Origin of the sequence: Lentzea kentuckyensis (assembly GCF_002150765.1) — a bacterium.
In the GTDB taxonomy this organism is placed as follows: domain Bacteria; phylum Actinomycetota; class Actinomycetes; order Mycobacteriales; family Pseudonocardiaceae; genus Lentzea; species Lentzea kentuckyensis.
The window spans coordinates 15,430-40,419 of the sequence record NZ_MUYM01000006.1; the positions used below are offsets into that span (position 1 = coordinate 15,430).

23 protein-coding genes are annotated in these 24,990 nt (G+C 70.2%); 11 read left to right on the forward strand and 12 right to left on the reverse strand.

Annotated elements, in window-relative coordinates:
- Positions 1 to 133: 133 nt before the first annotated feature.
- Genes purB through B0F77_RS04470 form a run of 11 tightly spaced genes read right to left on the reverse strand, consistent with a single transcriptional unit; the run spans position 134 to position 11,918 of the window.
- Positions 134 to 1,498, reverse strand: a complete 1,365-nt coding sequence (gene purB, locus B0F77_RS04420) for an adenylosuccinate lyase (protein WP_086661481.1) — start codon at positions 1,496 to 1,498, stop codon at positions 134 to 136.
- Positions 1,498 to 2,769, reverse strand: a complete 1,272-nt coding sequence (locus B0F77_RS04425; RefSeq protein WP_158102587.1) for a nucleotide sugar dehydrogenase — start codon at positions 2,767 to 2,769, stop codon at positions 1,498 to 1,500. The genes purB and B0F77_RS04425 overlap by 1 nt, the downstream gene beginning before the upstream one ends.
- A gap of 37 nt (positions 2,770 to 2,806) precedes the next feature.
- Positions 2,807 to 3,982, reverse strand: coding sequence for a hypothetical protein (locus tag B0F77_RS04430; RefSeq protein WP_086661483.1), 1,176 nt, complete (start codon positions 3,980 to 3,982; stop codon positions 2,807 to 2,809).
- On the reverse strand, positions 3,979 to 5,109 hold the full coding sequence (locus tag B0F77_RS04435; protein ID WP_086661484.1) for an Ldh family oxidoreductase: 1,131 nt from the start codon (positions 5,107 to 5,109) through the stop codon (positions 3,979 to 3,981). Before B0F77_RS04435 ends, B0F77_RS04430 begins: the two co-directional genes overlap by 4 nt.
- Positions 5,106 to 6,413: a M20/M25/M40 family metallo-hydrolase gene (locus B0F77_RS04440; RefSeq protein ID WP_245847823.1), complete on the reverse strand. Its 1,308-nt coding sequence runs from the start codon at positions 6,411 to 6,413 to the stop codon at positions 5,106 to 5,108. The genes B0F77_RS04435 and B0F77_RS04440 overlap by 4 nt, the downstream gene beginning before the upstream one ends.
- A complete protein-coding gene (locus B0F77_RS04445) occupies positions 6,410 to 7,270 on the reverse strand; it encodes a sugar phosphate isomerase/epimerase family protein (protein WP_086661485.1) in 861 nt (286 codons plus the stop codon). The genes B0F77_RS04440 and B0F77_RS04445 overlap by 4 nt, the downstream gene beginning before the upstream one ends.
- Positions 7,267 to 8,379, reverse strand: coding sequence for a DegT/DnrJ/EryC1/StrS family aminotransferase (locus B0F77_RS04450; RefSeq protein WP_086661486.1), 1,113 nt, complete (start codon positions 8,377 to 8,379; stop codon positions 7,267 to 7,269). The genes B0F77_RS04445 and B0F77_RS04450 overlap by 4 nt, the downstream gene beginning before the upstream one ends.
- The gene (locus tag B0F77_RS04455; protein WP_245847824.1) at positions 8,376 to 9,521 is read right to left on the reverse strand and encodes a DegT/DnrJ/EryC1/StrS family aminotransferase; all 1,146 of its coding nucleotides are present in this window, start codon (positions 9,519 to 9,521) and stop codon (positions 8,376 to 8,378) included. Before B0F77_RS04455 ends, B0F77_RS04450 begins: the two co-directional genes overlap by 4 nt.
- Positions 9,522 to 9,525: 4 nt before the next feature.
- The gene (locus B0F77_RS04460) at positions 9,526 to 10,581 is read right to left on the reverse strand and encodes a Gfo/Idh/MocA family oxidoreductase (RefSeq protein ID WP_086661488.1); all 1,056 of its coding nucleotides are present in this window, start codon (positions 10,579 to 10,581) and stop codon (positions 9,526 to 9,528) included.
- Positions 10,578 to 11,000 (reverse strand): DUF6917 domain-containing protein, encoded by a 423-nt coding sequence (locus B0F77_RS04465; protein ID WP_211293655.1) that lies wholly within the window; start codon positions 10,998 to 11,000, stop codon positions 10,578 to 10,580. Before B0F77_RS04465 ends, B0F77_RS04460 begins: the two co-directional genes overlap by 4 nt.
- Positions 11,001 to 11,018: 18 nt before the next feature.
- Positions 11,019 to 11,918 (reverse strand): Gfo/Idh/MocA family protein, encoded by a 900-nt coding sequence (locus tag B0F77_RS04470; protein ID WP_158102588.1) that lies wholly within the window; start codon positions 11,916 to 11,918, stop codon positions 11,019 to 11,021.
- 297 nt (positions 11,919 to 12,215) lie between these two features.
- Here B0F77_RS04470 and B0F77_RS04475 point away from each other — a divergent pair, with 297 nt between their 5' ends.
- The 8 genes from B0F77_RS04475 to B0F77_RS04510 all read left to right on the forward strand — a co-directional run bounded on the left by B0F77_RS04475 (position 12,216) and on the right by B0F77_RS04510 (position 20,302).
- Positions 12,216 to 12,998 carry a helix-turn-helix domain-containing protein gene (locus B0F77_RS04475; protein WP_086661490.1) on the forward strand — a complete coding sequence of 261 codons (783 nt, stop codon included), beginning with the start codon at positions 12,216 to 12,218 and terminating at the stop codon, positions 12,996 to 12,998.
- 7 nt (positions 12,999 to 13,005) lie between these two features.
- A complete protein-coding gene (locus tag B0F77_RS04480; RefSeq protein ID WP_143466557.1) occupies positions 13,006 to 13,569 on the forward strand; it encodes a P-loop NTPase family protein in 564 nt (187 codons plus the stop codon).
- Positions 13,570 to 13,809: 240 nt separating this feature from the next.
- Positions 13,810 to 15,000: a B12-binding domain-containing radical SAM protein gene (locus B0F77_RS04485; protein ID WP_143466558.1), complete on the forward strand. Its 1,191-nt coding sequence runs from the start codon at positions 13,810 to 13,812 to the stop codon at positions 14,998 to 15,000.
- Positions 14,997 to 16,100, forward strand: coding sequence for a pyridoxal phosphate-dependent aminotransferase (locus B0F77_RS04490; protein ID WP_086661493.1), 1,104 nt, complete (start codon positions 14,997 to 14,999; stop codon positions 16,098 to 16,100). The genes B0F77_RS04485 and B0F77_RS04490 overlap by 4 nt, the downstream gene beginning before the upstream one ends.
- The gene (locus B0F77_RS04495; protein WP_086661494.1) at positions 16,101 to 16,748 is read left to right on the forward strand and encodes a 2OG-Fe(II) oxygenase; all 648 of its coding nucleotides are present in this window, start codon (positions 16,101 to 16,103) and stop codon (positions 16,746 to 16,748) included.
- A gap of 29 nt (positions 16,749 to 16,777) precedes the next feature.
- Entirely contained in the window at positions 16,778 to 17,452 is a 675-nt protein-coding gene (locus B0F77_RS04500) for a 2OG-Fe(II) oxygenase (RefSeq protein WP_086661495.1), read from the forward strand.
- Positions 17,453 to 17,484: 32 nt separating this feature from the next.
- Positions 17,485 to 19,479, forward strand: coding sequence for a carbamoyltransferase C-terminal domain-containing protein (locus B0F77_RS04505; protein ID WP_086661496.1), 1,995 nt, complete (start codon positions 17,485 to 17,487; stop codon positions 19,477 to 19,479).
- 4 nt (positions 19,480 to 19,483) lie between these two features.
- Positions 19,484 to 20,302 carry a phytanoyl-CoA dioxygenase family protein gene (locus tag B0F77_RS04510; RefSeq protein ID WP_158102589.1) on the forward strand — a complete coding sequence of 273 codons (819 nt, stop codon included), beginning with the start codon at positions 19,484 to 19,486 and terminating at the stop codon, positions 20,300 to 20,302.
- 173 nt (positions 20,303 to 20,475) lie between these two features.
- On the opposite strand, the gene B0F77_RS04515 is transcribed toward B0F77_RS04510, so the two are convergent.
- Positions 20,476 to 21,738 carry an MFS transporter gene (locus B0F77_RS04515; RefSeq protein ID WP_086661498.1) on the reverse strand — a complete coding sequence of 421 codons (1,263 nt, stop codon included), beginning with the start codon at positions 21,736 to 21,738 and terminating at the stop codon, positions 20,476 to 20,478.
- 159 nt (positions 21,739 to 21,897) lie between these two features.
- On the opposite strand from B0F77_RS04515, the gene B0F77_RS04520 reads away from it, so the two are divergent.
- Genes B0F77_RS04520 through B0F77_RS04530 form a run of 3 tightly spaced genes read left to right on the forward strand, consistent with a single transcriptional unit; the run spans position 21,898 to position 24,976 of the window.
- Positions 21,898 to 22,521, forward strand: coding sequence for a 2OG-Fe(II) oxygenase family protein (locus B0F77_RS04520; protein ID WP_158102590.1), 624 nt, complete (start codon positions 21,898 to 21,900; stop codon positions 22,519 to 22,521).
- Positions 22,522 to 22,526: 5 nt separating this feature from the next.
- Positions 22,527 to 23,702, forward strand: coding sequence for a class I SAM-dependent methyltransferase (locus B0F77_RS04525; protein WP_143466559.1), 1,176 nt, complete (start codon positions 22,527 to 22,529; stop codon positions 23,700 to 23,702).
- Entirely contained in the window at positions 23,702 to 24,976 is a 1,275-nt protein-coding gene (locus tag B0F77_RS04530; RefSeq protein ID WP_086661501.1) for an ATP-grasp domain-containing protein, read from the forward strand. The genes B0F77_RS04525 and B0F77_RS04530 overlap by 1 nt, the downstream gene beginning before the upstream one ends.
- Positions 24,977 to 24,990 lie beyond the last annotated feature (14 nt).

Genomic DNA, 24,990 nt, shown 5'->3' on the forward strand with positions numbered 1-24,990 from the left:
ACCCGACAAAGCACTACCAGGGCCCTGTCCTGCAAGTCGCGTCCGGCGACAGTGGCAGCCGAGGGACCCGGAGAGACACCGCCTCCGGGTCCCTCGCCCGCGCCTCTCACCGAACGAACTTGCAGGACAGGGCCTACTCCCGCAGGTGGCCGACCAGCAGGTCGGCCAGGCCGACGTAGGTGGACGGTGTCAGCGCCAGCAGGGCCTTCTCGTCCTCCGGCGGCAGGCCGAGGCTCGTGACGAACGCGTGGAGCCCCGCGCGGTCGACACCGCCCGCGCAGAACTCCTTGACCTGCTGGTAGCCGTCGGCGATCCCGTGCTTGCGCATCACCGTCTGCACGGCCTCGGTGAGCAGTTCCCAGGCGCCGGCCAGCTCGCGCCGTGGCCCGTGCTCGTCGGGCACCAGGCGGCGCGCACCGGTCGTGGCCGCGCGGACGGCGATCAGCGAGTGGCCCAGTGCTGTGCCGAAGGTGCGGAGCTTCGCCGAGTCGGACAGGTCGCGCTGCAGCCGGGAGACCGGCAGCTCCCTGGTGAGGGTCTCCAGCATCCCTGAGCTGACCGCCACGTTGGCCTCGGCGTTCTCGAAGGCGGCCGGGTTCACCTTGTGCGGCATGGTCGACGACCCGATCTCTCCCGCCACCGGCCGCAACCGGAGCCCGCCCAGGCAGAGGTAGAGCCACACGTCACCGGTGAAGTCGCGCAGCACCGCGTTGAACCGCAGCAACGCGTGCATCAGTTCCACGAGCCAGTCGTGGGACTCGATCTGCGTCGTCAGCGGGTTCCACACCAAGCCGAGCCGGGCGACGAACCTCGCGGCGATCGACGGCCACGGAGCCGCCGGGTACGCGGCGACGTGGGCGTTGAACGCGCCGACGGCCCCGCCGAACTTGCCGAGGTGCTCGACGTCGCGCAGAGACCGGAGCTGACGCCTCCAGCGGTGGGCGAACACCGCGAGCTCCTTGCCGAGCGTGGTCGGAGTGGCGAGCTGGCCGTGGGTGCGGCCGGCCATCGGCAGCGCGCGGTGCTCTTCCGCGAGCGCCGCGACGTGCCGGGTGAGCTCCTCGGCCGCGGGCAGCCACACCAGCTCCACCGCGTCCCGGATCATTCGCGCGTACGCCAGGTTGCTGATGTCCTCGGACGTGCAGCCGAAGTGCACCCACTCCACCAGGTCCGCCAAGGAGGTGCCTTCGAGCCGTTCCCTCAGGTACATCTCGACGGCCTTGACGTCGTGGCGCGTGGTGCGCTCGATCTCCTTGACGCGGTGACCGCCGGCCGCGTCGAACTCGGAGGGGATCGCACGCAGCCACGCCGTCTCGGCGGCGGTCAGCGCGCGCATCTCGGGCAGAGAGTCCTCTTCGGACATCGCGACCAGCCACTCGACCTCGACCAGAAGCCGGTTGCGCTGCAACGCCCACTCGGACAGATGGTCGCGCAGTGCCGAGGTGTGGTCGAGGTAGCGGCCGTCGACGGGGGACAGCGCGAAGAGCGGATCGGTCATCAGCCGGCCACCGGATCGAGCACCGTGCGCGCGTCGAGCAGCAACGGAGTGTGGCGAGTGATGTCGTCGTCGGTGTAGCCGGAATGCGCGGTGTGCAGCAGCGTCAGGTCGTGGCTCGCCAGCTCCCGCGCGGTGAGCTCGGCGATCCGGCGCGGGCCGGGCGGCCCCTGCCCGTCGGCCACGAGCGGGTCGTGCCAGCTCACCTCGGCGCCGAGCTCCGCGAGCCGTTCGGCGATGGGGAACGCGGGCGACTCGCGCACGTCCGCCACATCGGGTTTGTAGCTCACCCCGAGGATCAGGATCCGCGAGCCGCGCACCGGTTTGCCCACCGCGTTCAGCACGTCCATCACCCTGGCGACGATGTGCCGCGGCATGTCGCGGTTGATCTGCTGGGCCAGTTCGACGAGCCGCAACGTCCTGCCCGCGTTGCGCGCGTGCCAGGTGAGGTACACGGGGTCGACCGGGATGCAGTGCCCGCCGACGCCCGGTCCCGGGTAGAACGGCATGAAGCCGAACGGCTTGGTCGCCGCGGCGTCGATGGACTCCTGCAGGTCGACGCCGGTCTCCCGGCACAGCACCGCGAGCTCGTTCACCAGAGCGAGGTTGACGTGCCGGAAGGTGTTCTCGAGGATCTTGGCCATCTCCGCCTCCGACGGCCCGGAGACCACGTGCACGGTGTCGACGAACGTGCGGTAGAACGCCGCCGCCCGCTCACTGCCCGCGCGGGTCGTGCCGCCGACCAGCTTCGGGATGCGGGTCAGCGGGAACTGCTTGTTGCCGGGGTCGATGCGCTCCGGCGAGAACACCAGGTGGAATTCCTCGCCCGGTTCGAGACCGCTGCGCTCGCGCAGTCTCGGGGCCAGCACGTCCCTGGTGGTGCCCGGCCAGGTGGTCGACTCCAGGATCACCAGGTCACCCGGCGACAGGCAGGTCGCGACCACGTCGGCGGCCGCCAGCACCATCGAGAGGTCGGGACCGCCGTCGAGCAGTGGGGTCGGGACGCAGATGACGTACACGTCCCACCCGGCCAGGTCGGCGGGGTCGGAGGTGATCGCCAGCGTGCCGGCGGCGAGGTGTGCCCGGATCTCCTCGTCGTCCACGTCGACCAGGCCGGACCGTCCCTCGCGGAGCTCGGTGATGCGTTCCGGCCTGATGTCGTAGCCCAGCACGTGGTGCCCGGCGCCGACGGCGGCGAGAGCCAGCGGCAGCCCGACGTATCCGAGGCCGAGCACCACCAGCTTGTGGCCGGTTGCGGCGTCTTCCGTGTTCACTGCGGTCCCCCAGTAGGTCGTCGGTCCGGACAGGTCGTCAGTGCTGGAACAGACGACGGCCGAACGTCACCACGGTCATGCCGTGTTCGGCCGCGGCTGCGGCCGTCTCGTCGTCGCGCCGCGACCCGCCCGGATGCGCCACGAACCGGACGCCGTGCCGTGCCGCCGCGTCCAGCGAGTCGCGGAACGGGAAAGGGCCGTCGCTGCTCATCGCGAGCCCCGCCCGCCGGCCGAGCCACGAGGTGCGTTCGTCGTCGTTCAACGGCCGCAGCCACCGGGTGCTCTCCTTGATGAGCCGGTGCCTGGCGACGGCGTGCAGGTCCTCCCAGCAGACGAACTCGCTGGCCGCCGTGTCACGGGCGTGCCTGCTCATCCGATCGGGAAAGCGGACGCCCAGCACCGTCGGGTGCTGGCGCAGCAGCCATCTGTCCGCGCGCTCGCACGCCAGCCGGGTCGCCTGGATCCGGGACGGCTGCCCGGTGCCGATGCCGACGGTCTGGCCGCGGTGCGCCAGGCACACCGCGTTGGACTGCGCGTACCGCGCGGCGAGCGACGCCACGAGCAGGTCGTCGACCGCGTCCGCCGGCAGCCCGGCCACCCCGGCGAGCGACTGCCTGGTGACGAGCGCGGAGTTGCGTTCCTGCCGCAGCGAGACGCCGAAGATCTCGCGGACCTCGGTGCTGGGAGGCTCGTGGTCCTGGTCGAACGCCAGCACCAGCAGGTCACCGCCCCGCTTGCGTTTGAGCTCACGCAGGGCCGCAGGGTGGAATGACGGCGCGAGCACCCCGTTGGTGGCCTCACCGCGCACCGCGTGTGCGAACGACTCGTCCGCAGGGTCGCTGAGCGCGATGAAGTCGCCGTACGCGGCCACCCGGTCCGTGCCCCGCGCCCGCACGTATGCCAGCGCGATCGGGGAGAGCTCGGCCGGCGCCTGGTAGGCGGTCACCTCGTCGTCGTGGAGAGGCACGTCGATGCCCACGCCGTTCGGGCTGGTGTGCTTGAACGACGCCGCGACCGGGCGGCCGAGCGCCGTGCGCCCGTCCCGCACCAGCTGCCAGGCGGTGAGCGCGTCGAGCAGGTTCAGGTAGCTCGGGTGTCCGTTGAGGACGGTGAACGGCAGCCGGCCGCCGGTCGCCGTCGCCGACGCGCCACGCTGGTGGGGGTTCAGCCCGTAGCGCAGCGCGAGCACCTCGGCCGTCTCGACGCGCGTCATCGTGCTGCACCGGTCACCGCGCTGGGCGCGCCGACCCGGCGGGGCACCAGCAGCCCGAGCTCGGCGCCGACGGAGTACAGCTCGGCGAGCACGGCGCAGGAGACCGGCGCGCCGTCGCGTTCGCTGCTCTCGCGGTAGCGGCGTTCCGGGACACCGGGATAGCCGACCGGTTCGTCCGGCCGCAGTGGCGTCGATTCCCGCAGCACCCTGAGCATCTCGTCCGCGGCGCGGGTGAACTCCGCGGGTGGTCGGAACGCCGCGATGTCGATGGCCAGCATGAAGTGGCCGATGTTCGCGTCCACCCGCGACACCCGCCGGCCGCCGCGGAGGTTGGCGGGGTTGGGGCCGACGGACGCGCCGCTGAGCAGTCCGCACAGCACGTCCGCGAGCATCGCGAGGCCGAGTCCCTTGTAGCCGCCGGTGCTGGGGTCGCCGCCGAGCAACCGCAGCGCGGCGGCACCGGTGAAGTACGCGGCCGGATCGGTCACCGGCTCGCCCGCGTCGTCCACCAGCCATCCCGCGGGCACGTCGTGGCCTTCGTCCCGCGCCCGCCTGATCCGGCCGGCCGCGACGACGGCGGCGCTCATGTCCAGGTTGAACGGTGCCTCCTCGCCCGCCGGGGCGGCCGCGGCCAGCACGTTGGTGCCCAGCAGGCGATCCCGCCCGCCCGGTGGCGGCAGCACGCCCTGCGCGCCGAGGTTCGTGGACGCCAGGCCGATCATCCCGTGGTCCGCTGCGAGCCGGGAGTAGTAGCCCATCGCGCCGCAGTGCGAGCTGTTGCGCACGGTGACCGCGCCGATCCCGTGTTCCCGGGCCTTCTCCATGGCGGTACGCATGGCGAACTCGGCGGTGACGAAGCCGAGAGCGTTGTGTCCGTCCACCACCGCGGTCGCGCCGTGCTCGTGCAGCACCTCGGGTCGTGCGGCCGGATCGACCGCGTCTTCGCGCAGCATCGTCAGGTAGAGCCGGTCGAGGCTGGCCGCGCCGTGCGTGCGGATGTGATGGCTGTCGGCGTAGAGCAGGCCGTCGGCACAGATTCGGCTGTGCGCCTCCGGCACCCCCATGGCGCGGAACGCGCCGACGTAGAAGTCCCGCAGCGACCTCAGGTCCAGCAAGGTCTCGGTCATGACATGACACCCCCACGCGAAGTAGTCGTGCGGGCGGAGGTCCGCTCGCACCAGTCGGCGAACCCGGTGACCAGCGTGCTGATCCGGCGCGCGTACTCGTCCAGCTCGGTGATCGCCACGTGCTCACCGGCGGCGTGCGCGTTGTTCGCGGCCAGGTCGCCGGGACCGGCGATCACGGTGTGGCCACCGGTGCCGCCGAGCCAGATGGCGTCACAGGTGAACGGCCTCAACGCGCCGGCATCGTCGTCGTGCCGCCGGAATCCCGCGGCGCCGAGCAGCTTCTCCATCGCCGGGTCGCGATTGTCCAAAGTGGGCAGTCCGCGCTTGTCCCAGGTCACCCGCAGCATCCGCCGGGCGGCGGCGGCCGTGACCGCGGTCGCCGGATGGCCGCCGAACTCCTCGGTGAACGCCGTGAGGGCCGCGTCGACGGCTCGTGTCACGAGCCCGTCGATGGCGCGGGCGGCGGCCTCGTCGCGGTAGGCGAAGTTGCACAGCAGGTCGCCGGTCCCGTACACGCGGTTGTGCGCGTCGCCGACGTGCAGGCCGGCCACACAGGCCTTGCCACCCAGGTCCGTCACGCGCGGGACGACCTCCCTGGCGAACCACGCGGCGAGAAAGCCCAGCAGCACCGTCGCGTTCTCGCCCCGCTCCGGCTCGTCGTCGGTGCTGCCCGCGCCGTCGGCGGTCAATCGCACCGTCATCGCGGCGGTGCTCCGGTCGAGGAAACCGCCTCGGGTGGGTTCGGCCACCACGTTGAGCCGGCCGACGAACCCGAGCGAGGCCAGCTCGCGGGTGCCGTACACGCCCATGGCCCCGCCCTCCTCGCCGCCGACGGCCTGGATCAGGATCCGGACTCCCGGGCGGAGGGGGAGGGCCTGGCGGATCCCTGCGAGCAGCGCCACCCCCGGTCCCTTGTCGTCCACCGCGCCCCTGCCGTGCAGCAGGCCGTCGCGCACCCCGGCTGGTTGGATGCCGCTCACGGTGTCGAGATGGAAGTTGAACATGATCGTGCGCTCCGGCGGGGCGTCGCCGAGTGACAGCACCAGGTTGGGTTGGCAGCGCAGGAACTCCAGTCCCATCCGCCGTGCCGCGAGCCGGACCGTGGCGGGCGCCCGCGGGTCCGTGACGGACTCCGGCCGTGCGGGTCCGAAGTGGACGGTGGTGAAGCCGAGTGTCGCGGCGGCGTCCGCGTAGAGCTCCTGCGCGGCGCGCAACTCGCCAGGACACCCGGTCTCCATCGGTGTCGTCGTGTCGAGCGCGAGCAGTGCCAGCGCCAGCTCCTCGTCGGACCGGGTCCACGTCACGCTGTCACCTCCGCGAGCAGCCGCTCGAACCGGCGGCCGAAGTCGAGGTACCGTTCGCGCACCTCGTCAGGGGTGGCCCGAGTGCCGAGATGCGGCACGACCGCGACGTGCGGCTCGGCGCAGAACGCGCCCTCGTATCCCTTGCGCAGCAACATCTCCAGGCAGCGCCGCAGGTTGGCGGCACCGTCGCCGGGCGTGGTGAAGACGGTGGAGTCCGGTCCCCGCTCGCCCGGCAGCGCGTCCTTGACGTGCACGTGGTCGACGAACGGCAGCACCGCCGCCAGGTACTCCTCGCCGTCGTAACCATGGGCGACCGGGTTGCCCACGTCGAACAGGACTCGCAGCGACGGGGAACCGACCGCGTCGAGCAGCGCCAGCGTGCGTTCGGCCGACGTGCCCGCCCAGCCGCTGCAGTTCTCGTGCAGCAGCACCAGACCGCGCCGCGCGGCGCGGTCGGCGAGCCGGCCCAGTCTGGTGATCACCTCGGCCCGCCACGCGGGTTCCGGGAGGCCGTCGCCGGGGTAGGACATCACGCGCAGGTAGGGGGTGCCGAGCCGGGCGGCGAGGTCGGCGAGCGCGTCGAGCTCCGCGAGGTCCCGCTCGAACGGGCCGGTGATCGGCCGCGCCCAGTTGCCGATCCTGGAGTCGAGGCAGGGCACGGAAAGTCCAGCCGCCACGATCCGGTCCGCCACCTCGCGCCGCCGCTCGGCGTCGAGGTCGCCGAGCGCCTGGCCGTCGACCGTGCGCAGCTCCAGGAGCGGCCAGCCGAGCTCGCGGTGCACGGCGATCTGCTCGTCGAGCCCCGCGGCCGCCTCGTCGCCGATGCCGCCTGTCCGCTGGAGCCACGCGGCGGTCATCGGAAGAACTCCCGCACCGAGTCCGCGATGAACTCCACTTCGGCGTCGCTCAGGTGCGGCCAGATCGGTAGCGCGAGGTTGCGCCGGCCCGCGGCCACGGCGTTGGGGAACGTCCTGCCCCTGCCGAACCTGGCGAACGCGGGCTGGCTCGGCAACGGAAGCGGGTAGTACACGTGCGTGCCGATTCCCTTGGCCTCCAGGTGGTCGCGCAGCGCGTCCCTGCGGTCGGTGAGCACGGAGTAGACGTAGTAGCACCTGCCGTTGAGACCGGCCGGTGGCGGCAGCAGGCCGTCGTCGCGCAGTTCGGCGAACCGCTCGGTGTAGTAGGCCGCGATGTCCGCTCGCCGGGCCAGCCGTTCGTGGAAGCGCTCCAGGCGGTGCAGCAGGAACTCGGCGACGACCTCGTCCATCCGGCTGTTGTAGCCGATCTCCTCGTGCACGAACCGGCGGCTTTGGCCGTGGTTGCGCAACATCCGGACCAGCCTGCCGAGCTCGTCGTCGTCGGTCAGCACGACGCCGCCCTCGCCGATCGTGCCGAGCGCCTTGACCTGGAAGAAGGAGAACGCGCCGAGGTCGCCCCAGGTGCCGGACGGCCTGCCGTCGAGCACCGCGCCCTGGGCCACCGCGGCGTCCTCGATGAGGCGCAGCCCGTGCCGTCCGGCGATGCCGGCGAAGGCGGGCATGTCCGCCATCACCGAGAACACGTGCGCGGGCATGATCGCCTTGGTGCGCGCGGTGATCGCTTCTTCGGCGGCGCCGGGGTCGAGCACCAGGGTCCACGGGTCGATGTCGGCGAAGACGGGGGTGGCACCGCGGTTCGCGACCGTGCTGGCCACCGGCTGGCAGCAGAAGGCGGGCACGATCACCTCGTCGCCAGGGCCCACGCCGAGCGCGTGCACCGCCAGCATGAGCGCGCCGGTGCCGCTGCCGCACGCGATGACGTGCTTGGCGCCGGTGTCCCTGGCGATCTCCTCTTCGAGCCGGGCGACCGCGGCGCCGAGGATGAACTTCTGCTCGCTCGCGCCTCCCACCCGCCGGATCAGGTCGAGGGTCACGGCGCGGTCGGACTCGAAGAGGTCTCCTGGGAAGAACGGCAGTGAGCTCCTCATCGCGAACCTCCGGTGTAGAACTGCTCGATCACCAGGCAGACCCGGTCGACCTGACCGGGGAGCAGGTCGGGGTACAGGGGCAGCGCGAGCGCGCGCTCCGCGGCCGCTTCGGCGACCGGGAAGTCGCCGGGGCGGTGGCCGAGCTCGGCGAAGCAGGGCTGCAGGTGCAGCGGGCGCGGGTAGTAGGTCTCGGTCCCGATGCCCTCCTGCGCCAGCCGGTCCGCCAGCTCGTCGCGGCGCTCGGCCTCGACGAGGTAGACGTACCAGACCGGGTTGGCCGCGACCCCTCTGTCCACAACGGACGGACGACGCACCTGGCGGATGCCCGCCAGTCCCTCGTCGTAGCGGCGGGCCAGCTCCGCGCGCCTGGCGACGGCCCGGTTCAGCCGTGGCAGCCTGGTCAGCAGCACGGCGGCCTGCACCTCGTCGGTCTTGCTGTTGGTGCCGGAGACTGCGGCGGCGTTGGAGATCCCGGAGATCCGGCCGACCGTGGTGCCCATCCGGCCGTGGTGGCGCAGCACCGCGCACCGGTCGGCGACGATCTTGTCGTCGGTGATCACCATGCCCGCGTCGCCGAGCGCGCCCAGGGTCTTGGTGGGGAAGAAGGACAGCACGCCGCCGAGCCCGTGCAGGCCCGCGTGCACCCCGCTCTGGAACATCGCGATGGCCTCCGCGCTGTCCTCGATGACCGCGACACCTGCCTCGGCGGCCACCGCGGTGATCGCCGCCATGTCCGCCATCTGGTTGAACAGGTGCACCGGCATGATCGCCTTGGTCCGCTCGGTGATCGCGGCCTTGATCGCGCCGGGGTCGATCGCGTAGGTGCCGGGCTCGACGTCGACGAACACCGGCCGGGCACCGGTGTGCCAGACCGTGGACGCCGTGGCGAAGAACGAGTAGCACGGCACGATCACCTCGTCGCCGGGACCGATGCCCGCGGCGCGCATCAGCAGGATCAGCGCGTCGGTGGCGCTGTTCATCCCGATCGCGTACCGGGCCCCGGTGAACCGGGCGATCTCCTGCTCGAGCTGCTCGGTCTTGACACCATGGGAGTACTTGCTGAGGTCGAAGACGTCGTTGAGATGCTGTTCCAGGTCCGGCCACTCCGACTCGAACGACGCACGCGCGTCGAAGAACGGCACAGGTTCACCCTGACTGTCCTGCGGCATTGCTCGCCTCCAGCAGATCTTCCGGTTGGTGAGGCGCGGTGACGCTGATCTGCTCGGCCGCGCTGATGATCTCGGTGACGCGGGCTCCGAAGCGCACGTCGCTGGTGGGCTTGGGGCCGACGCCGAGGAAGTAGGCGTAGGCGCTGAACAGGAAACGGCGGACCGTGTCGTCGTAGAGCACCTGGTGCCGCACGGCCTCGCCGGCCCCGGACCTGCTGAAGAGCTGCGCGTACCGGTCGGCGCTGTCGCACGGGTGGAAGCCCGTGAGGCTGGACCCGTCGGCCCAGGTGATGCGGGTCGAGCGTTCGCGCCACGGTGCGGCCAGGTTCGAGCGCAAGGTCACGTCCGCGCCGCCAGCGGTGCGCAGCGTGAGCTCCGCCGCGCCCATCCGGGGATAGCACGCGTCGCCGATGCGCAGGTCCGTGCACGAGGCGGCCACGACAGTGCAGTCCTCGTCGCCGAGCAGGGCGAGCAGGAGGGTGACCAGGTGCGGGATCTCGACGTGGAACGCGGACCTGTGCGCGGTGTTGTCCATGGTCCGCTCGAACCGGGGTTTGAACTGGGACAACAGCATCGAGCGCACAGGAGTCCCGGCACGGGCGAGCAGCACCCGGCGGATCTCGTCGGTGAGCGCGCTCGCCGACCAGTTCGCCACCACCAGCACATCGGCGAGCCCTCGTGCGCACAGGTCGACCATCGCCGCCGCGTCGGACGGGCGGGTGGCCATCGGCTTCTCCACGATGAACCGCCGGTAGCCCAGCTCGCTCGCCTCGGCGACGATCCGGGCGTGGGTCGCGGGCGGGGTGCACACGTGCACCACGCTGTCGGCGTGCGGATCGGGAGACGGCAGCCGCGAACGCACGGTGCCCGGTGCCGAGCCGGGCAGCGGACTGCCGGCGTGTGCGGGGTCGACGACGGTCAGCACACCGCTCGCGTGTGCCCTCGCCACGAGGTCGGCGAGCGCCGGCAGGTGGAAGGACCTCGCGGAGTGGCCGTAGCCGACGAGCACGGTGTTCAGCGGGCGGATCGTCATCGGGTCGTCTCCGCCGGGACGATCCCCGCCTCGAACCGGATCCGCTGTTCGACCTCGAGCCCGAGCGTCGCGGCGGTGGCCAGCGCGTCGGCGGCGATCAGAACGTTGTAGTGGTTGGGGAAGTGGCACTCGTCGAACCCCGCGACGACGCCGATCCTCACCTCGCCCACCAGCACGTCGTCGCCCACGTCGATCACGCCGGCGCCGTCGATCTCGACGAAGCCGAGGAACCCCACCCGATCGACGGTGTCGCCGCCGATCAGTCCACTGTGGTCGGTGGTGACCAGCTCGTGCACCTCACCCGCCCGGACGCAGCGGCTCTGCTCGGCGATGAGCTTCATCCCCCGTTCCGTGCGCTCGTGGAACAACAGCTTCACCAGCGCACCGCTGATCGGCCTTTTCGTGCTGCCAGAACGCATGCATCCCCCAGAGTCAGATCATCCGCCGAGCCGGTAGGCGTCCGCGACCAGTTGTGCCACGCGGTGCCCGGTGTCCTGGCGGACGGTGGCGCCCGCCACCGTCCGCGCGAACTCGTCCACCAGTGCCTCGTACTCGTGGTGCAGCGAGGACTTGAACTCCGTGAAGCCGCCCAGCATGTCCGCGGACTCACGGCCGCCGTCCCACCCGACGGTCACCGCCTTGTCCTCGCCGCGGTCGTACGCCCAGTCGAGCTCGACCGTGCCGCGGCCGCCGGCCGCCGTCTCCAGGCCGATCACTGCCCGCAGGTCGATGCCGCGCGCGTCCCGCTCGATCTCGCTGCTGCGAACCGAGACGTCGCCCAGCAGAAAGAGCAGCGTGTCGAATGCGTTGGGACCGTTGTCCATCACGCAGCCCCCGCCGCACCGGTCCGGGTCGAGATACCAGGTGTCGTCACCGCAGTGCTCCTCGATCTTCTCGCGGTAGGTGAGGGTGAAAGAGGAGGGTGCGGGCAGGACGCGCATCCTGTCCCGCAACTGGATGACGTTGCTGTTGTACCGGCGGTGAAACGACGTGAGAAGCGTTCTGCCCCGCACCGCGGCGAGTTCGGTCAGTTCCCGTGCCTGCTCCGGATCGGTCGCGAGCGGTTTTTCGCAGCACACGTGTTTGCCAGCGAGTAGCGCTTCTTCGCACACCGGTCGGTGCAGGTCGTTCGGGAGTGTCACGATCACCGCGTCGACATCGCCGGAATCGAGCACTTCGCGGTAGTCCGTCACAAAACGTGCCCCGGCGGGCGCCAGCTCCTGTTTTTCGGGACGGCGATCGCAGACCACGGTGAGCTCGACGTCCGAATTGAGGGATAACGCCCGGAGATAGAAGCGCGAGATGGCACCCAGGCCGATGACCGCGAATCGAAGCACGTTCCCGAGTCTGCGCAACGGCGCGGCGGCGGTGAATCTGGAAGATGACTGTTCGGAGCTTGCCCGAATTAGTACGATCGGGTGACGGCGCGCCGCTGGTGTCGATCACGTGCGGTAATCGCGCCTGCGGCGCATCTGTCATCTGACGGTCATCGTGCTTTGGGCTGGTGCGAACGGCCGGAGCGCTTCAGGAGCATGTGGTAGAAAGGTTTGAGTTGAGCATGTGGGGATGCTGGCTTGCGCGATCATCGGGCTTTCGGCGTTGCTCGGCGTCGCGTTAACGTGGGGGTTGACTGTATGACGTTCGAATCTGAGGGCATTTTGTCGTTTGCGCCGGACGTCTCGGCGCAGCCGCAGTCGAAATTGCTCGGTTCCATGCTGGCCAGAGGGCTCGCGCTGTTGGAGGCGTTCGAGCCGCACGACGTGGAGCTGTCGCAGACCGAGCTGGCCAAGCGGACCGACCTGCCCAAGCCGACGGTGCACCGACTGGCGGCGGAGCTGGTCAGGTGGGGTGCGCTGGAGCGCGGCAAGACCGGTGTCCGGCTGGGACAGTGGCTCTACCAGCTCGGTGGGCGCGCGCCACGCGTCGGTCTGATGCGGGCGGTCTCGCAGCCGTTCCTGGACCGTCTGCACGAGCTGACCGGTGAGTACGTGTGCCTGTCGATGCCGGGCAGGGGGCGTGCGGTCGACGTGGCCGGTGCCGGGTGCTCGTCGTCGTTGCGCACCACCTTCCCTGCCCGGAACGGCACGGTCAGTCCTGCGGCGGCCCGTGCGCTGGCGCTGCGCAAGTTCGACGAGGCCGACCTGCCCGTGGCGGTGCGGGTGTCCGCACGGGAGTGGCTCGGCGCGGCCTCACCGGCCGATGTGCCGGTGATCCCGCTGCCGAGGCCGTCCGAGCAACTGTCCAGTGTGGCCGTGCGGATCCAGGTGGCGGACACGCTGGTCGCCGCGGTCTCGGCGGTCAGCCTGAGGCCGGCCTTCGACCCGAGGACGGCGGGCACACACGCTCGCGCGATCGCCGTGGCGATCGGCCGGCAGCTCGCGATGATCTCCGAGTTCTCCGAGGAATTCGACAGGTAGGGCGGCCATGCGGTCCACTGTGGACGTACGCGGCCTCGTCGGGCGGCTCGGTGACCGGATCCTGGTCCTCGGTTGCCCCGGCAGCGGGAAGACCACGCTCGCCACCGAGATGGCCGCGGTGAGCGGGCTGCCGTGCGTGCACCTGGACGACGAGTTCTTCGGTCCCGGCTGGCAGCCCCTGCCGCAGGACAGGTGGTGTGCCCGCCAGCGGGAGCTGACCAGCGGGCCGCGCTGGATCGTCGACGGCAACCACGCGTCGACGCTGCCGGTGCGGCTCGCCGGCGCGACCGGCGTCGTGATCGTGGACGTGGCCGGGACGCGCTGCCTGCTCCGTTACCTGAAGCGGTCGCTCGGCATCGCGCTCGGTCCCGCCCGCGCGGTGCCCGCGTACATGCGCGACCCGGTGACCGGCAGACGCCGGGTGTTCGACCGGCCTTTCTCCTTCGCCCGATTCATCCTCCGCTTCCGTTCAACTGTGCTGCCGCAGATGACGACCCTGTTGGGTGAATCTTTCGCGGGTCCGGTGATCCACTTGCGGGACGGCGTCGAGCAGGCCGGTGTTTCACGGTGAGAAACACGGCGTTCCCCTCGCCGGGTACCGCCCGCACACTGGGTCGGTAAATGCGGTGGTGCGGCCCCCGCCGCGCATCGAGACGAGGGAGTCGCTTTGAAGGTCCTGGTCATCTGGCCCCCACATGTACCCAGCTACTTCAATGCCGGCCACCATTCACCGCTCTACCAGACGGCGTCTTATCTGCGCACCCTGCCGGAATCGCACGAAGTCGTGACGTGTGAGGCCGGATTGCTCAACATGAACTGGAAGGCAGTGGGCGACCTGCTTTTCCAGGGAGACTTCGACGTCATCGCGGTCATGAACGACTTCGACGCGGTCGACGGTCTCGAGCGATTCATCCACTACGCGCGCGAGCTCACCCCCAAGAGCAAGCTGATCGCGTTCGGCCGGTTGAGCAACATGAATCCCGGTTTCTTCACCGCGCTCGATTTCGACGCGGTGGTCGTCAACGGCGACTTCGAATGCGGCGTGGCCGGCTACCTCACTGCGCTGGCGGGTGGAGGACCCGTTCTGGGGCTGCCCGGGACGTTCGTCCGAGCCGGCGAGGAATGGCTTCCCCCGAGCGGGAACGGGCTTTTCCTGCCGGCCGAGGAGTGGGCGCTGCCGGAGATCGCCGAGATCCCCTACCGGGCCTACGACCAGCTGTACGCGCAGGACACCCACAAGTTCTGCGGCATCCCGTTCCGGCGGGAGCTGGTGGTGCCGGTCTCCCGAGGCTGTCCGATCGGCTGCGACTACTGCGACGTCCACCAGATCTTCGGCCTGGCCGAGCGGCGGCTGTCGGTGGACGCGGTGCTCGCCTACGTGGACGAGTGCTTCGCCAAGGAACCCTTCGAGTACGTCGCCTTCTACGCGCCGACGTTCACGTTGAAGAAGGCTTGGGTGCGGGAGCTGTGCGACCGGTTGACCGCCAGGGACGAGAAGATCCGCTGGAAGTGCGCCACGACCGTGCACCACCTCGACGAGGACCTGGTCTCCAGGATGGGCGCGTCGGGCTGCGTGCGGATCTCGGTCGGTCTCGAGACGCTGGAACCGGCGGGCCACGGCGCGCTGCCGAGGGCAAAGCAGATCCACGAGGAGCAGTTCCGCGAGCTTGGCCGGTGGTGTGCGGAGGCGGGCATCGAGCTCAACGCGTTCGTCATCGTCGGCCTGCCGGGTACCTCCGCCGAGGGCGTCGCCCGCACCCGAGTGGTCGTGACCGAGTCCGGGGCACGGTTCCGCCCCACCGTGTACACGCCGTTCGAGCGGATGACTCCGGCGATGCGTGCCGACGAGCTCAACCGGTACAACCGCCAGACGTTCCTCGACGGCGCGCTGCCGCCCGGTACCGACACGGCTCCGCTCTACCGGTACGTCTTCGGCGTCGAAGAGCGGATCACCTCGGTGCACGAACAGATACCGCAGCGTTCGGAGCACGTCGCGTCATGAGCGTTCCGGAGCCGTCGTTCGTGGTCCGGGAGAGTGCGCTGACCGTGCGCCGGACCCCGCGCGCAGACCACAGCGACGTGATGAACCTCAAGAGCTGCGAGATGCAGCACCCGGACGCCGAAGTCCTGCTCGACGAGGTGCTGGGCCGGCTCACCGCCCGTGACGTGTTCCGCTACCCGTACCTGGGAACGCTGACCCGGCGGCTCGCCCAGGCCCACGACGTCGACGAGGACTCCCTGCTGGTGACCGCCGGATCGTGCACCGCCATCGGCCTCGTGGTCGACGCGCTCGCGGAGCCCGCGGGCCGGTTGCTGGTGCAGGAGCCCAGTTTCGAGAGCTGGCGCTACTACGCCGCACTGCGCGGCGTTCCTGTCACGCGGTGTCCCGGCCTGACGGGCGAGCCGGTGCGGGACACCCACCGCGCGCTCGTCGAAGCCATGCGCACGTCACCGCCGTCGATCGTGGCGATGACCAACCCCGGCAACCCGACCGGCACGGTGACCCCTCTGTCCGAAGTGGACAACCTCGCCGCGGTCGCCGCCGAGCACGGCCATCTGCTGGTCGTCGACGAGTGCTACGCCGCGTTCGCCGGAATGGCTCACGCCACCCTGCTCTCCCGGCACCCCAACCTGATCGTGCTGCGGTCGCTGTCCAAGAGCTGGGCAATGGCCGGCGGCCGGGTGGCGTGCGTGTTCGCGGCGCCCAGGATCATCGACTACCTCAGCCGGTTCCGCCCGGACAGCACGCTGGCCACCCCGTCGGTGCGGATCGCCGTGGAGCTCGCGGGTGAGATCGACCGGCTGCGGGCGATCTGGCGGGACGTGGCGGAGATCAGGGACGGGTTCGCGGCGCGCGTGCTCGGAGACCATCCGCGGTGGACGGCGCTGAGATCGGGGGCGAACTTCGTCACGTTCGTCACCGGGACCCCGGGCGAGGGCAAGCGGTTGGAACGGGAGCTGTCCGCGCGCCGGATCAGGATCCGCGGCCTCGACGACGTGCCGGGCCTCGACGGCTGCCTGCGGTTCTCACTCGCGGACAGGGACGTGATGCGGACCGTGGCCGACGTGCTGGCGGATGTCACGTCGTCGGCGAGGTGCTGAATGTCCTTCGACCTGAACGACATCGAGCTGTCCGAGGTGTCCGAGGTGCACGAGCGGCCGTTCCGGCACGCGGTGTTCGGCGAACGGGCGCTGCTCGCGCCGGACGCGGTGGCCGAGCTGGTGGAGTCGTTCCCCGGCGCCGGTGTGCTGGACACGTTCCGGCGCACCGCCGGCAGCGACAAGACCTACCTCGCGAACATGGCGACCCTGCACGACCACCGCGGCTGGTCGGACAAGGTGCGCATGATGGCGCCGTGCTGGCGAACGCTCGCCCACCAGCTGGTCGAGTCCGACTACGCCCGGCGCCTGTCCGCGCTGCTCGGCGTTCCGCCGGGACCCGTGACGCTGGAACTGCGGCTGACCGAGTACACCGAGGGCGGCTGGATGTCCCGGCACACCGACCGTCCGGACAAGCTGTTCTCGCAGAACCTCTACCTCTGTCCACAGTGGTCGGATCAGTGGGGAGGCGGGCTGGCCCTGTACGAGGGCGAGCACGACGAGGAACCGTCGGCGGTGTTCCTGCCCGGTGCGGGCACCTCACTGGCGTTCGCGAGGACCGACCGGTCCTGGCACGAGGTGCTGCCGGTGTCCGCCGGCGCGCCCGCGCCCAGGCGGGCGTTGCTGGTGCACGGCTACCGGCCGCGGTGAGCACCACTACCCGATCAGGAGGAAGAACCATGCTGAACCTGACCAACCGGCTGCAGGAGCGGACCACGCCGTTCCAGCTGTTCCACGTGCTGGACGTGCTGTCGTCCGACCAGCTGGACAAGCTCGTCGCGACCGCGCCCACCCAGCACGCGGACCCGATCGTCGTCGACGACCCCCTGCACGAGAAGCAGTATCGGATGAACCTCTTCCGCCTGGTCGAGGGCGACGAGCAGGTCGCGCCCGACACCGAGCTGCCCGTGCCGTGGCAGGAGCTGCGCCGCGACCTGATGAGCCCCGAGTTCACCTCGTGGCTGGAGGAGCAGACCGGTATCGGGCTCACCGGCCTGTTGCGCAGCGTCGGCGTGTACGCCCACCGCAACGGCGACTTCCTGGCCGTGCACAAGGACAAGCCGACCAAGGCGATCACCACGATCATCTATCTGAACCAGGACTGGCCTGCCGAGGCCGGTGGCCGCTTCCTCATGTTCGAGACGGGGGAGAGGGGCGCGGCTCCGGTCGCCGAGCTCCCGCCCGTCGGCGGCAGGCTCGTGGCGTTCCCGCCGACCGACCACTCGTGGCACGCGGTGTCGAAGATCGACCACCCGGACGGGACCGAGCGGCTCACCGTGCAGATCGAGTACTGGCTGACCACCGAGCTGATGGGCTCCGCCTACCGGGGTGGTACCGACGCGGCCCGTCCCTGACGGCCGGCTCGCAGCGATCCCGGAGGAGCGAGATGAAGGACGGCTACTACCTCTCCACGTACCTGAACCCGGCGGGGGTCCACCGGCTGGCGAACGTCTACTTCCGGCACGACAACACCGTCGCGCTGTGGGAGAAGGACGGGCAGGACGTGCGCCTGGTCCGGAACTGGGAGCTTGAGCGGACCACCGGCCAGAAGATGCACCGCACGCCGTTCTTCGACGAGGAGAGCCAGCTTTCTTTCGTCAACGACCTGCTCGCGCCCCTCGCCGTCAAGGTCGACGACATGGTCGAGGTGTGGGGCACTCCTGGACTTGCCACGAGCGACGACTACACGCTCGTGGAGGCGGTGCCGGACATCGCGTTTCACAGCATCTGCCACCTCTACAGCGCGATCCTGCTCGACAGCGACGTCTTCTTCGACGGCACGATCGTCGGGATGGCGGTGGACCGCGGGCCGGACCGCCTGCTCGACCGGTACTTCAAGGACAACTGGTACGCGGGTTGTGTGGTGCGCGGCGGCCAGGTCGAGTTCTGCCCGGTTGAGTCGCCCGCGAACCTCTACTGCGAGGCGAGGGACCGCTTCGAGCTGCGCGAGGGAACGTTGATGGCTCTCGCGACCGCGACCGTCGCGGCGGGCGCCTGCGACCGGGAGGCGCTGCTGCGCGAGTACCGGTTCGTCGGACAGGACGGGATGCGCGCGGCCGGCCACGCCTTCCGCCGCATCGTCGAGCAGGTCCGCGAGACCATGACCTACGACCCCATGTTCTCCGCGCAGGAGAGCCTGATCAGTGCCGTCATGAAAGAGGTGCAGGCGATCTCCGTCGCCATGATGGAGCGCAACGTCGACATGCTGCTGGACCGCTACGACGTGGATCCCGCGGCGGCGCATCTGGCACTGAGCGGCGGCTACGCGCTGAACTGCCCGACGAACAGTCACCTGATGCTGAAGTACGGGTTCCGCGGGCTGCTCGCCCCGCCGTGTGTCGGCGACAGCGGACAGTCGATCGGGATCGGGCTCGCCGCGTTCCACCGCCGGCTCGGCCGCTTCCGGTTCCGCTTTCCCGGACCGTACCTCGGTACGGAGGACCTCGACCTCGACGGTGCGCTGGCCGGGCATCGGCAGTTCGTGGAGTCCGTCACCGACTTCGACGTGGACACCGCGGTCGCCGATCTGCGTGGAGGCCCCGTGGTGTGGTTCGACGGCAGGGCGGAGAGCGGGCCGCGGGCGCTCGGGCATCGCAGCCTGCTCGGCGATCCGACCACCTACGACGCGAAGACCGCGGTGAACGAGCTGAAGCGCCGCGAGTGGTGGCGTCCGGTCGCCCCGGTCGTCCTGGCCGAGCACCTGCCGGACTGGTTCGAGAACGCCAGGCCGTCGCCGTACATGCTGGAGACCTTCACGATCAAGCCGGAACAGCGGGAGCGGATCCCAGCGGTCGCGCACCTCGACTACTCGGCGAGGATCCAGTCGCTCACCCGTGAGCAGAATCCCGCGCTGTACGACCTGATCGCGGCGTTCCACCGGCGGACCGGCGTGCCCATGCTGTGCAACACCTCGTTGAACGACAAGGGCGAACCGATCATCGACACCATCGCGCAGGCGGTGAACTTCTGCCTGCGCCGCAGGGTCGCGATCGCCTACTTCAACGGCCGCCGGGTGGTGTTCCGCGGCTTCGACCGGTATCCGGTGAGGGAACCGCTGCCACGCGTGCGCGCCCCGTTCACCGCCATCGACGACGAACGGGCGCGGCAGACCCGGCGGCAGGCGAACCCGCACGGCCTGCCGGACCTGTACCTGCACATCTACCTGCGCGACATCTTGCTGACCGATCGGTACGACATCCGCACCAGCGATGGTGCCGACGCGGTCCGCCGGATCATCGACGCCCGGTTGCGCGACGACCCGAACCTGCTCGCGGAGGCCCGGCACATGATCGCCAGGGCCGGGGCGCAGTTCGCGAACTTCGGTGGCGGGACGATCTTCGGCGAACGCCTGCCCGCCGAGCCCATCGAGATGGAGGAATGAGTCCGTGACCGTGTCCCATGACCGGTGGCTCGACGCCGCCCGTGACGTGACGACCGACGAGGTGGCGTTCTTCCGGCAGCACGGCTGGGCGAAGCTGGAGGGCTTCGTCTCGCCCGAGCTCACCCTCCGGTTGCGCGAGGAGATCCAGGGGCTGATGGGGCGGGGTGCCGAACGGTACCGGGGAGCGGACACGCCCTCGCGCGGCGCGGGAGACCCGTTCGCCACGATGTGGCGCACCTACGACGAACCCTCGCGGGACAACGACTTCCTGCGTCATTTCGCGACGTCCGCGGCGGTCGGCAGGGCCGGGTCGAGGTTCCTGCGCGACCGGCCGGTCCGGTTCTACCGCGACGAGGTGCTGGTGAAGATGCCGGCGGGCAGCCCGACGCCGTGGCACCAGGACTTCCCCTACTCGTCCCGTGACCGGTCCGAGCAGGTGAACCTCTGGATCGCGCTCAACGACCTCACCCCCGAGCACAGCACGCTGAGGTTCCTCTCGGGGTCGCACCGCCAGGGCGTGCTGGGCCGGGCGCTCGGCACCCCGGACAACGATCTCGTGAACCAGTACCCGGAGCTGCTCGACGAGTGCCCGCTCTCGCCGCCGTTGCACCTGAGGGCGGGGGACGCGACCGTCCACCACAGTCTGGTCGTGCACAACGCCCCGGCGAACACGACGGACACGCCCCGATGGGCCTACACGGTCGTGCTCTTCCAGGCCGCGTCGCTCTACACGGGCACGCCGCAGCGGCTGACCGACCAGCTCGGCCTGGTGCGCAACGAGCCGCTGGACCACCCGCTGACTCCGGTCACGTGGGTGCCGTGACCTAGGGCCTGTGTCGAAGTCCCGTCCGCGATAGCCGGGCCTGAGGCGGCCCCTGGCGGCACGGCCGAACGACCCACATACAACACCGGTATGCGGGCCATTCGGCCGCACCACCAGGAACCACCTCAGGCGCGACTCTCATCGAACGGGACTTCGACACAGGCCCTTTGCGCTCAGCCGAGCACCGAGGGCATCCGGCCGCGCAACGCCAGCACGGCGGGGATCGCCGCGGCCGAGGTGAGCGTGAGGGTGAGCCACAGGGCGGAGTTGCCGACGGACAGCAGACTGGTCAGCATCGCCGGGCCGACGACCATCGAGACCGCCCACGACAGCTGGAACAGCGCACTCGCCCTGCCCTGCGCCGAGACAGGCGCGGCCGCCGCGGCCGCCGCGGTGACCAGCGGCGCGAACAGCGCCTCGGCGACCGCGAACGTCACGCAGACGGCGAAGATGACCGCGATCGCGCCCGGCAACGGCAGCACGGTCACCGACAGCAGCGCCGCGAACGAGCAGGCGAAGATCGCCGCCGCGACGACCAGCCCCCTGCTCCTGCTGTGCCGCGCGGCGAGCCTGGTGATCGGGCGTTGGACCGACACCATCGTCAGCGTGCCGATGCCCAGCGCCACGCCGGGCACCCAGTGGGGGCCGTGCAGGAAGTCCAGCACCAGGATCGGCAGGATCGAGTACTTGCTGACGCTCGCCAGGGTGAACAGCACGCTCGACGCGCAGAAACCGACGTACGCCCGGTCGCGCAGCACCACGCCCCATCCGCTGCGCGTGCCGTCCGCGCCCTTCTGCTCCCCGTGCCGCATCGGCACTTCCAGCTTGAGCAGCAGCAGTCCCGCGATGGCGAAGCTCGCCGCGTTCAGGTAGGCGAGCAGGTGATAGGTCCCCTGGCTGTTGAGGTCGGGGATCAGCGCGGTGACGCCGGCACCGAGACCCGCGCCGACGAACCGGGCGATGGTCTGCGTGCCGAAGAGCTTGTCGGCGTCGCGCTCGGAGGTGAGCGCGTTCACCACCGGTGCGTTCGCCGTCCAGAAGAGCCGGTCGCCGACGCTGACGATGAGCGAGACCACGACGACCTGCCACACCACGTGCGCCATCGGGTAGAAGGCGAAGGCGATCAGCCGCACGGCGTTGCTGGCGACCAGCGTCCAGCGAGCGCCGATCCGGTCCATCAGGTTGCCGGACAGCGGACCCGCGGCGAGGCCGAGCAACGCGCCGAGGCTCAGCGCCGCGCCCGCCTCGGTGAGCTCCATGCCCTGTGCGTTCACCAGGAACAGCAGCACGAACGGCATCCACAGGCCGCTGCCGAGTGCGTCGATGAGCGTCGCGGCGACGAATCGGCGGCGGGCGCCGTCGGCTGCCGGGGAGGATGCGGCCTCCGCCACCGAATCCCCTGATGAACGCGCGGTCTCGTCGGTGCGCTCAGGCATCGATATCCCCTCCCCAGCGGATGAATGGCAAAACTAGCACGGTGTCTCGTGCCATCCGAAGTGGTCGCACCGGACTCACCTGATGAAAATCCGCCTATGCGCACTCGGGGCGGACCCGGATAGTGGCCGGAGTTGACGTCGGCGATGGGACGGGGAGAAGTGCTCAACACCGAAGTTCGACTCAAGCGCCTGGACCAGCCTTATACGTACTACACCGGGGTCGACCTCGTCTCCGCCGCCGACCTGCGCAGGCTCAACGCCGACATCCCGGCGCCCGGACTCTTCAACCGGGAGATCAAGGTCGGCGAGCAGTTTCCCAAGCAGTACAACATGTCGCGGTTCACCGCGCGGGAGAACGGGGAGCGCACGGAGTCAGGCCGCAAGGTCGGTCCCGTGTGGTCCGAATTGTTCGACAGCATCGAGTCCGACGAGTTCGGCGGCTGGTTGTCCGATGAACTCGCAATGGATCTCAGCGGCCTTTCCCTGGTGATCGGTGTCTACAAGTTCGGTAACGGCGACTACACGACCGCGGACACCGGCAAGGCTGCCAAGAAAGTCAGTTTCGGGCTCTATCTGAACGAGGACTGGACCGCCGACGAGGGCGGGGTGTTCCAGGTGTGGCAGAACAAAACGGATTCCGCGCCCGCGGCCGAGTTCATTCCGCTCGGCGGCCGTTGCGCGATTGTCTGCCCGGATGCCTCCAGCTGGCACTCGATCGGATCCGTGCACACCTCGGAAGACCGTTTCCGGCTGAGCTTGATGATCGAGTACTGGCAGCTGTGAGCCCGGTGTCGAGGCAACCTCCTGCCCCCGCGGCGGACGCCGTTGTGGCGGACGCCGTCGTGGTGGACGCCGTCGTGGTGGGCGCCGGCGAGACCGCTGTGGCCACCGCCAACGCGGTGCTCGAGGCCGACGGCGACGCACTCGTCGTCATCGTCGGCCGCGACGCCGGTGTGCGGGCCGATCCGCGGCTGGTGGTCGTGGACGGTGAGGCGACGGGCATCGAGCGGTTGCCCTCCGGAGGTTTCCTGCTCGAGGTGCTCACGGCGGGCGGGACGCTGTGCGTGTCCAGCGGGATGGTCGCCATCGCGTCGCCGTGGTGTGACCACTGGCGGTCGTGGCTCGCCGAGCTCGGCGCCGTGCCCGGCACGCGTGCGTCGAGCGGTCACCGGAAGCCCGGCCCGGCCGAGGTCGACGTCCACGGTGAGTCGAGTGTCGACGGGCTGTTCGTCGTCGCCGACGACCAGGCGCACGCCGCGGGCAACCGCATCGCACGAGCACGCGGGCGGCGGGTGCGGCAGTCGGCGCAGGACCGGATGATCTACGACCAGATCTGGTCGGTGCACCGGGAACGCCGGCCGGACCCGATGGTCGTCACCGCCGTGCGCCGGATGTCCGAAGAGGACGGTCGGCGTCGGTTCGTGGACCTGGGTTGCGGGGTCGGGCGCAACGCGCTGTTCGCGGCGGCACAGGGCATGGACGCCATCGCCGTCGACCACAGCGCCCGTGCCGTCGAGCAGTTGCGTGCCACGGCGGGGAAGTCCGGGCTGAGGGTGCAGGCGCACGAGATGGACTTCGTCACGTGGCTCGACGACGACCAGCCGCTCGCGGACATCGTGGCGTGCGTGGCCGCGGTGCATCACGTGGATCCGGATCCCGTTGTGGTGCATGGTGTGCTGGAACGGATCGCCGCGCTGGTCGCGCCCGGCGGCTACGCGCACATCGCGCTTCTGACCGACATCAGGTACGGCGACCTGCCCGCTCCTCCCGGCCGGATGATGATCTCGCGGGCGGAGGGCGACGCGCTGCTCGCGTCCGCGTTGCGCGACCTGGAGCCGATCGAGTCGGCGACCGTGTTCGTCCGCCACGACGACGTCGTGTTGATGGACGTCGCGAAAGGCGAGTTCGCGAGGTCGTTCTACGAGAGCACGCGCACCGACGTCCTGCTGCACAGGAGCATGTGATGGCCCATCTTCTCTTCGCCGACGCGAACGAGTCCGCGCTGCGCACCATGATGCGGGCCGTGGAGCTCGGCCACGAGCTCACGTTCGTGCGCGGCCTGAACTGGCAGCTCTACGTCGTCACCGAGCAGGTGCAGGCGTTGTTCGACCGCATCGACGTGGTCGAGATGGAGCTCACCTCGGACACCGACGCGCTGGAGGCCGTGATCGCGCGGATCCACGCGGCCAAGCCGGTCGACGCGGTGATCGCCCAGATCGAGCCGACGCTCGAGGCCATCGCCGTTGTCTGCGACCGGCTGGGACTGCGGTTCACCAGCGCCGCGGGTGTGTGCAACGCGCGCAACAAGGTGCGCACCCGCGAGCTGCTCGCGGACGCGGGCCTCGCGACGGTGGGCCACGCGCACGCGCTGGACGTGGGCGGCGCACTCGCGGCCGCGGCGCGCATCGGCTATCCCGTGGTGGTGAAGCCTGTCAGCGGACTCGACAGCATGATGGTGTCCACAGTGGCCGATGCGGCGCAGATGCCGGCCGCGGCGCGGGAGGTGCTCGACGCGCACCGGGTCACGCCGGAGCAGATGCGCGAACAGTTCACCAGGGGAATCCTGGTCGAACAGTATCTGGTCGGCCGCCTCGTCTCCGCCGAGCTCGCGATCGTGGACGGGGTGAGCTACCGGTTCATGATCAGCGGACGGTCTCGGGGCGCGGGCAACGACTGCGTCGAGATGGGGGCCGCGCTGCCCGCCGACCTGGATCCCGCGCAGCGCGACGAGTGCTTCGAGTACGCGGAACAGGTCTGCCGGGCACTGGGCCTCGACTTCGGGGTGTTCCACCTGGAGATCATGCTCACCGACCGCGGGCCGGTGCTGGTGGAGGCCAACCCGAGGGTCATGGGCGGCATCATGACCACGATGTACGGCCGGGTGACCGGCGTCGACTTCGCCGATCACCTGATCGACGTCTATCTCGGCCGGCCGCCGTCGAGAGGACTGCCGGAGGCGACCGCGACGATCACCGCGCGCAAGATCATGCCGGTGTCGTCCGGCACGCTGCCCGGTGAGTTCGACCTCGGCTGGGTGAGCGAGCCGGAGTGGCAGATCCTCGAGCTCGAGAACTACCACCTGCGACCGGGCCGCGAAGTGCGGGCCAAGCAGGTGCTCGCGAGGTACGTGGTGCTGGCCGACAGCTGGACCGAGGCGATGACCCGCGCGGACGGCCTGGTCGACCGGTTCGAGAAATGCATCGGAGTGCCGCTGGTCCATTCCGACCCGGCACTGTGAAAAACCTTGGGGGA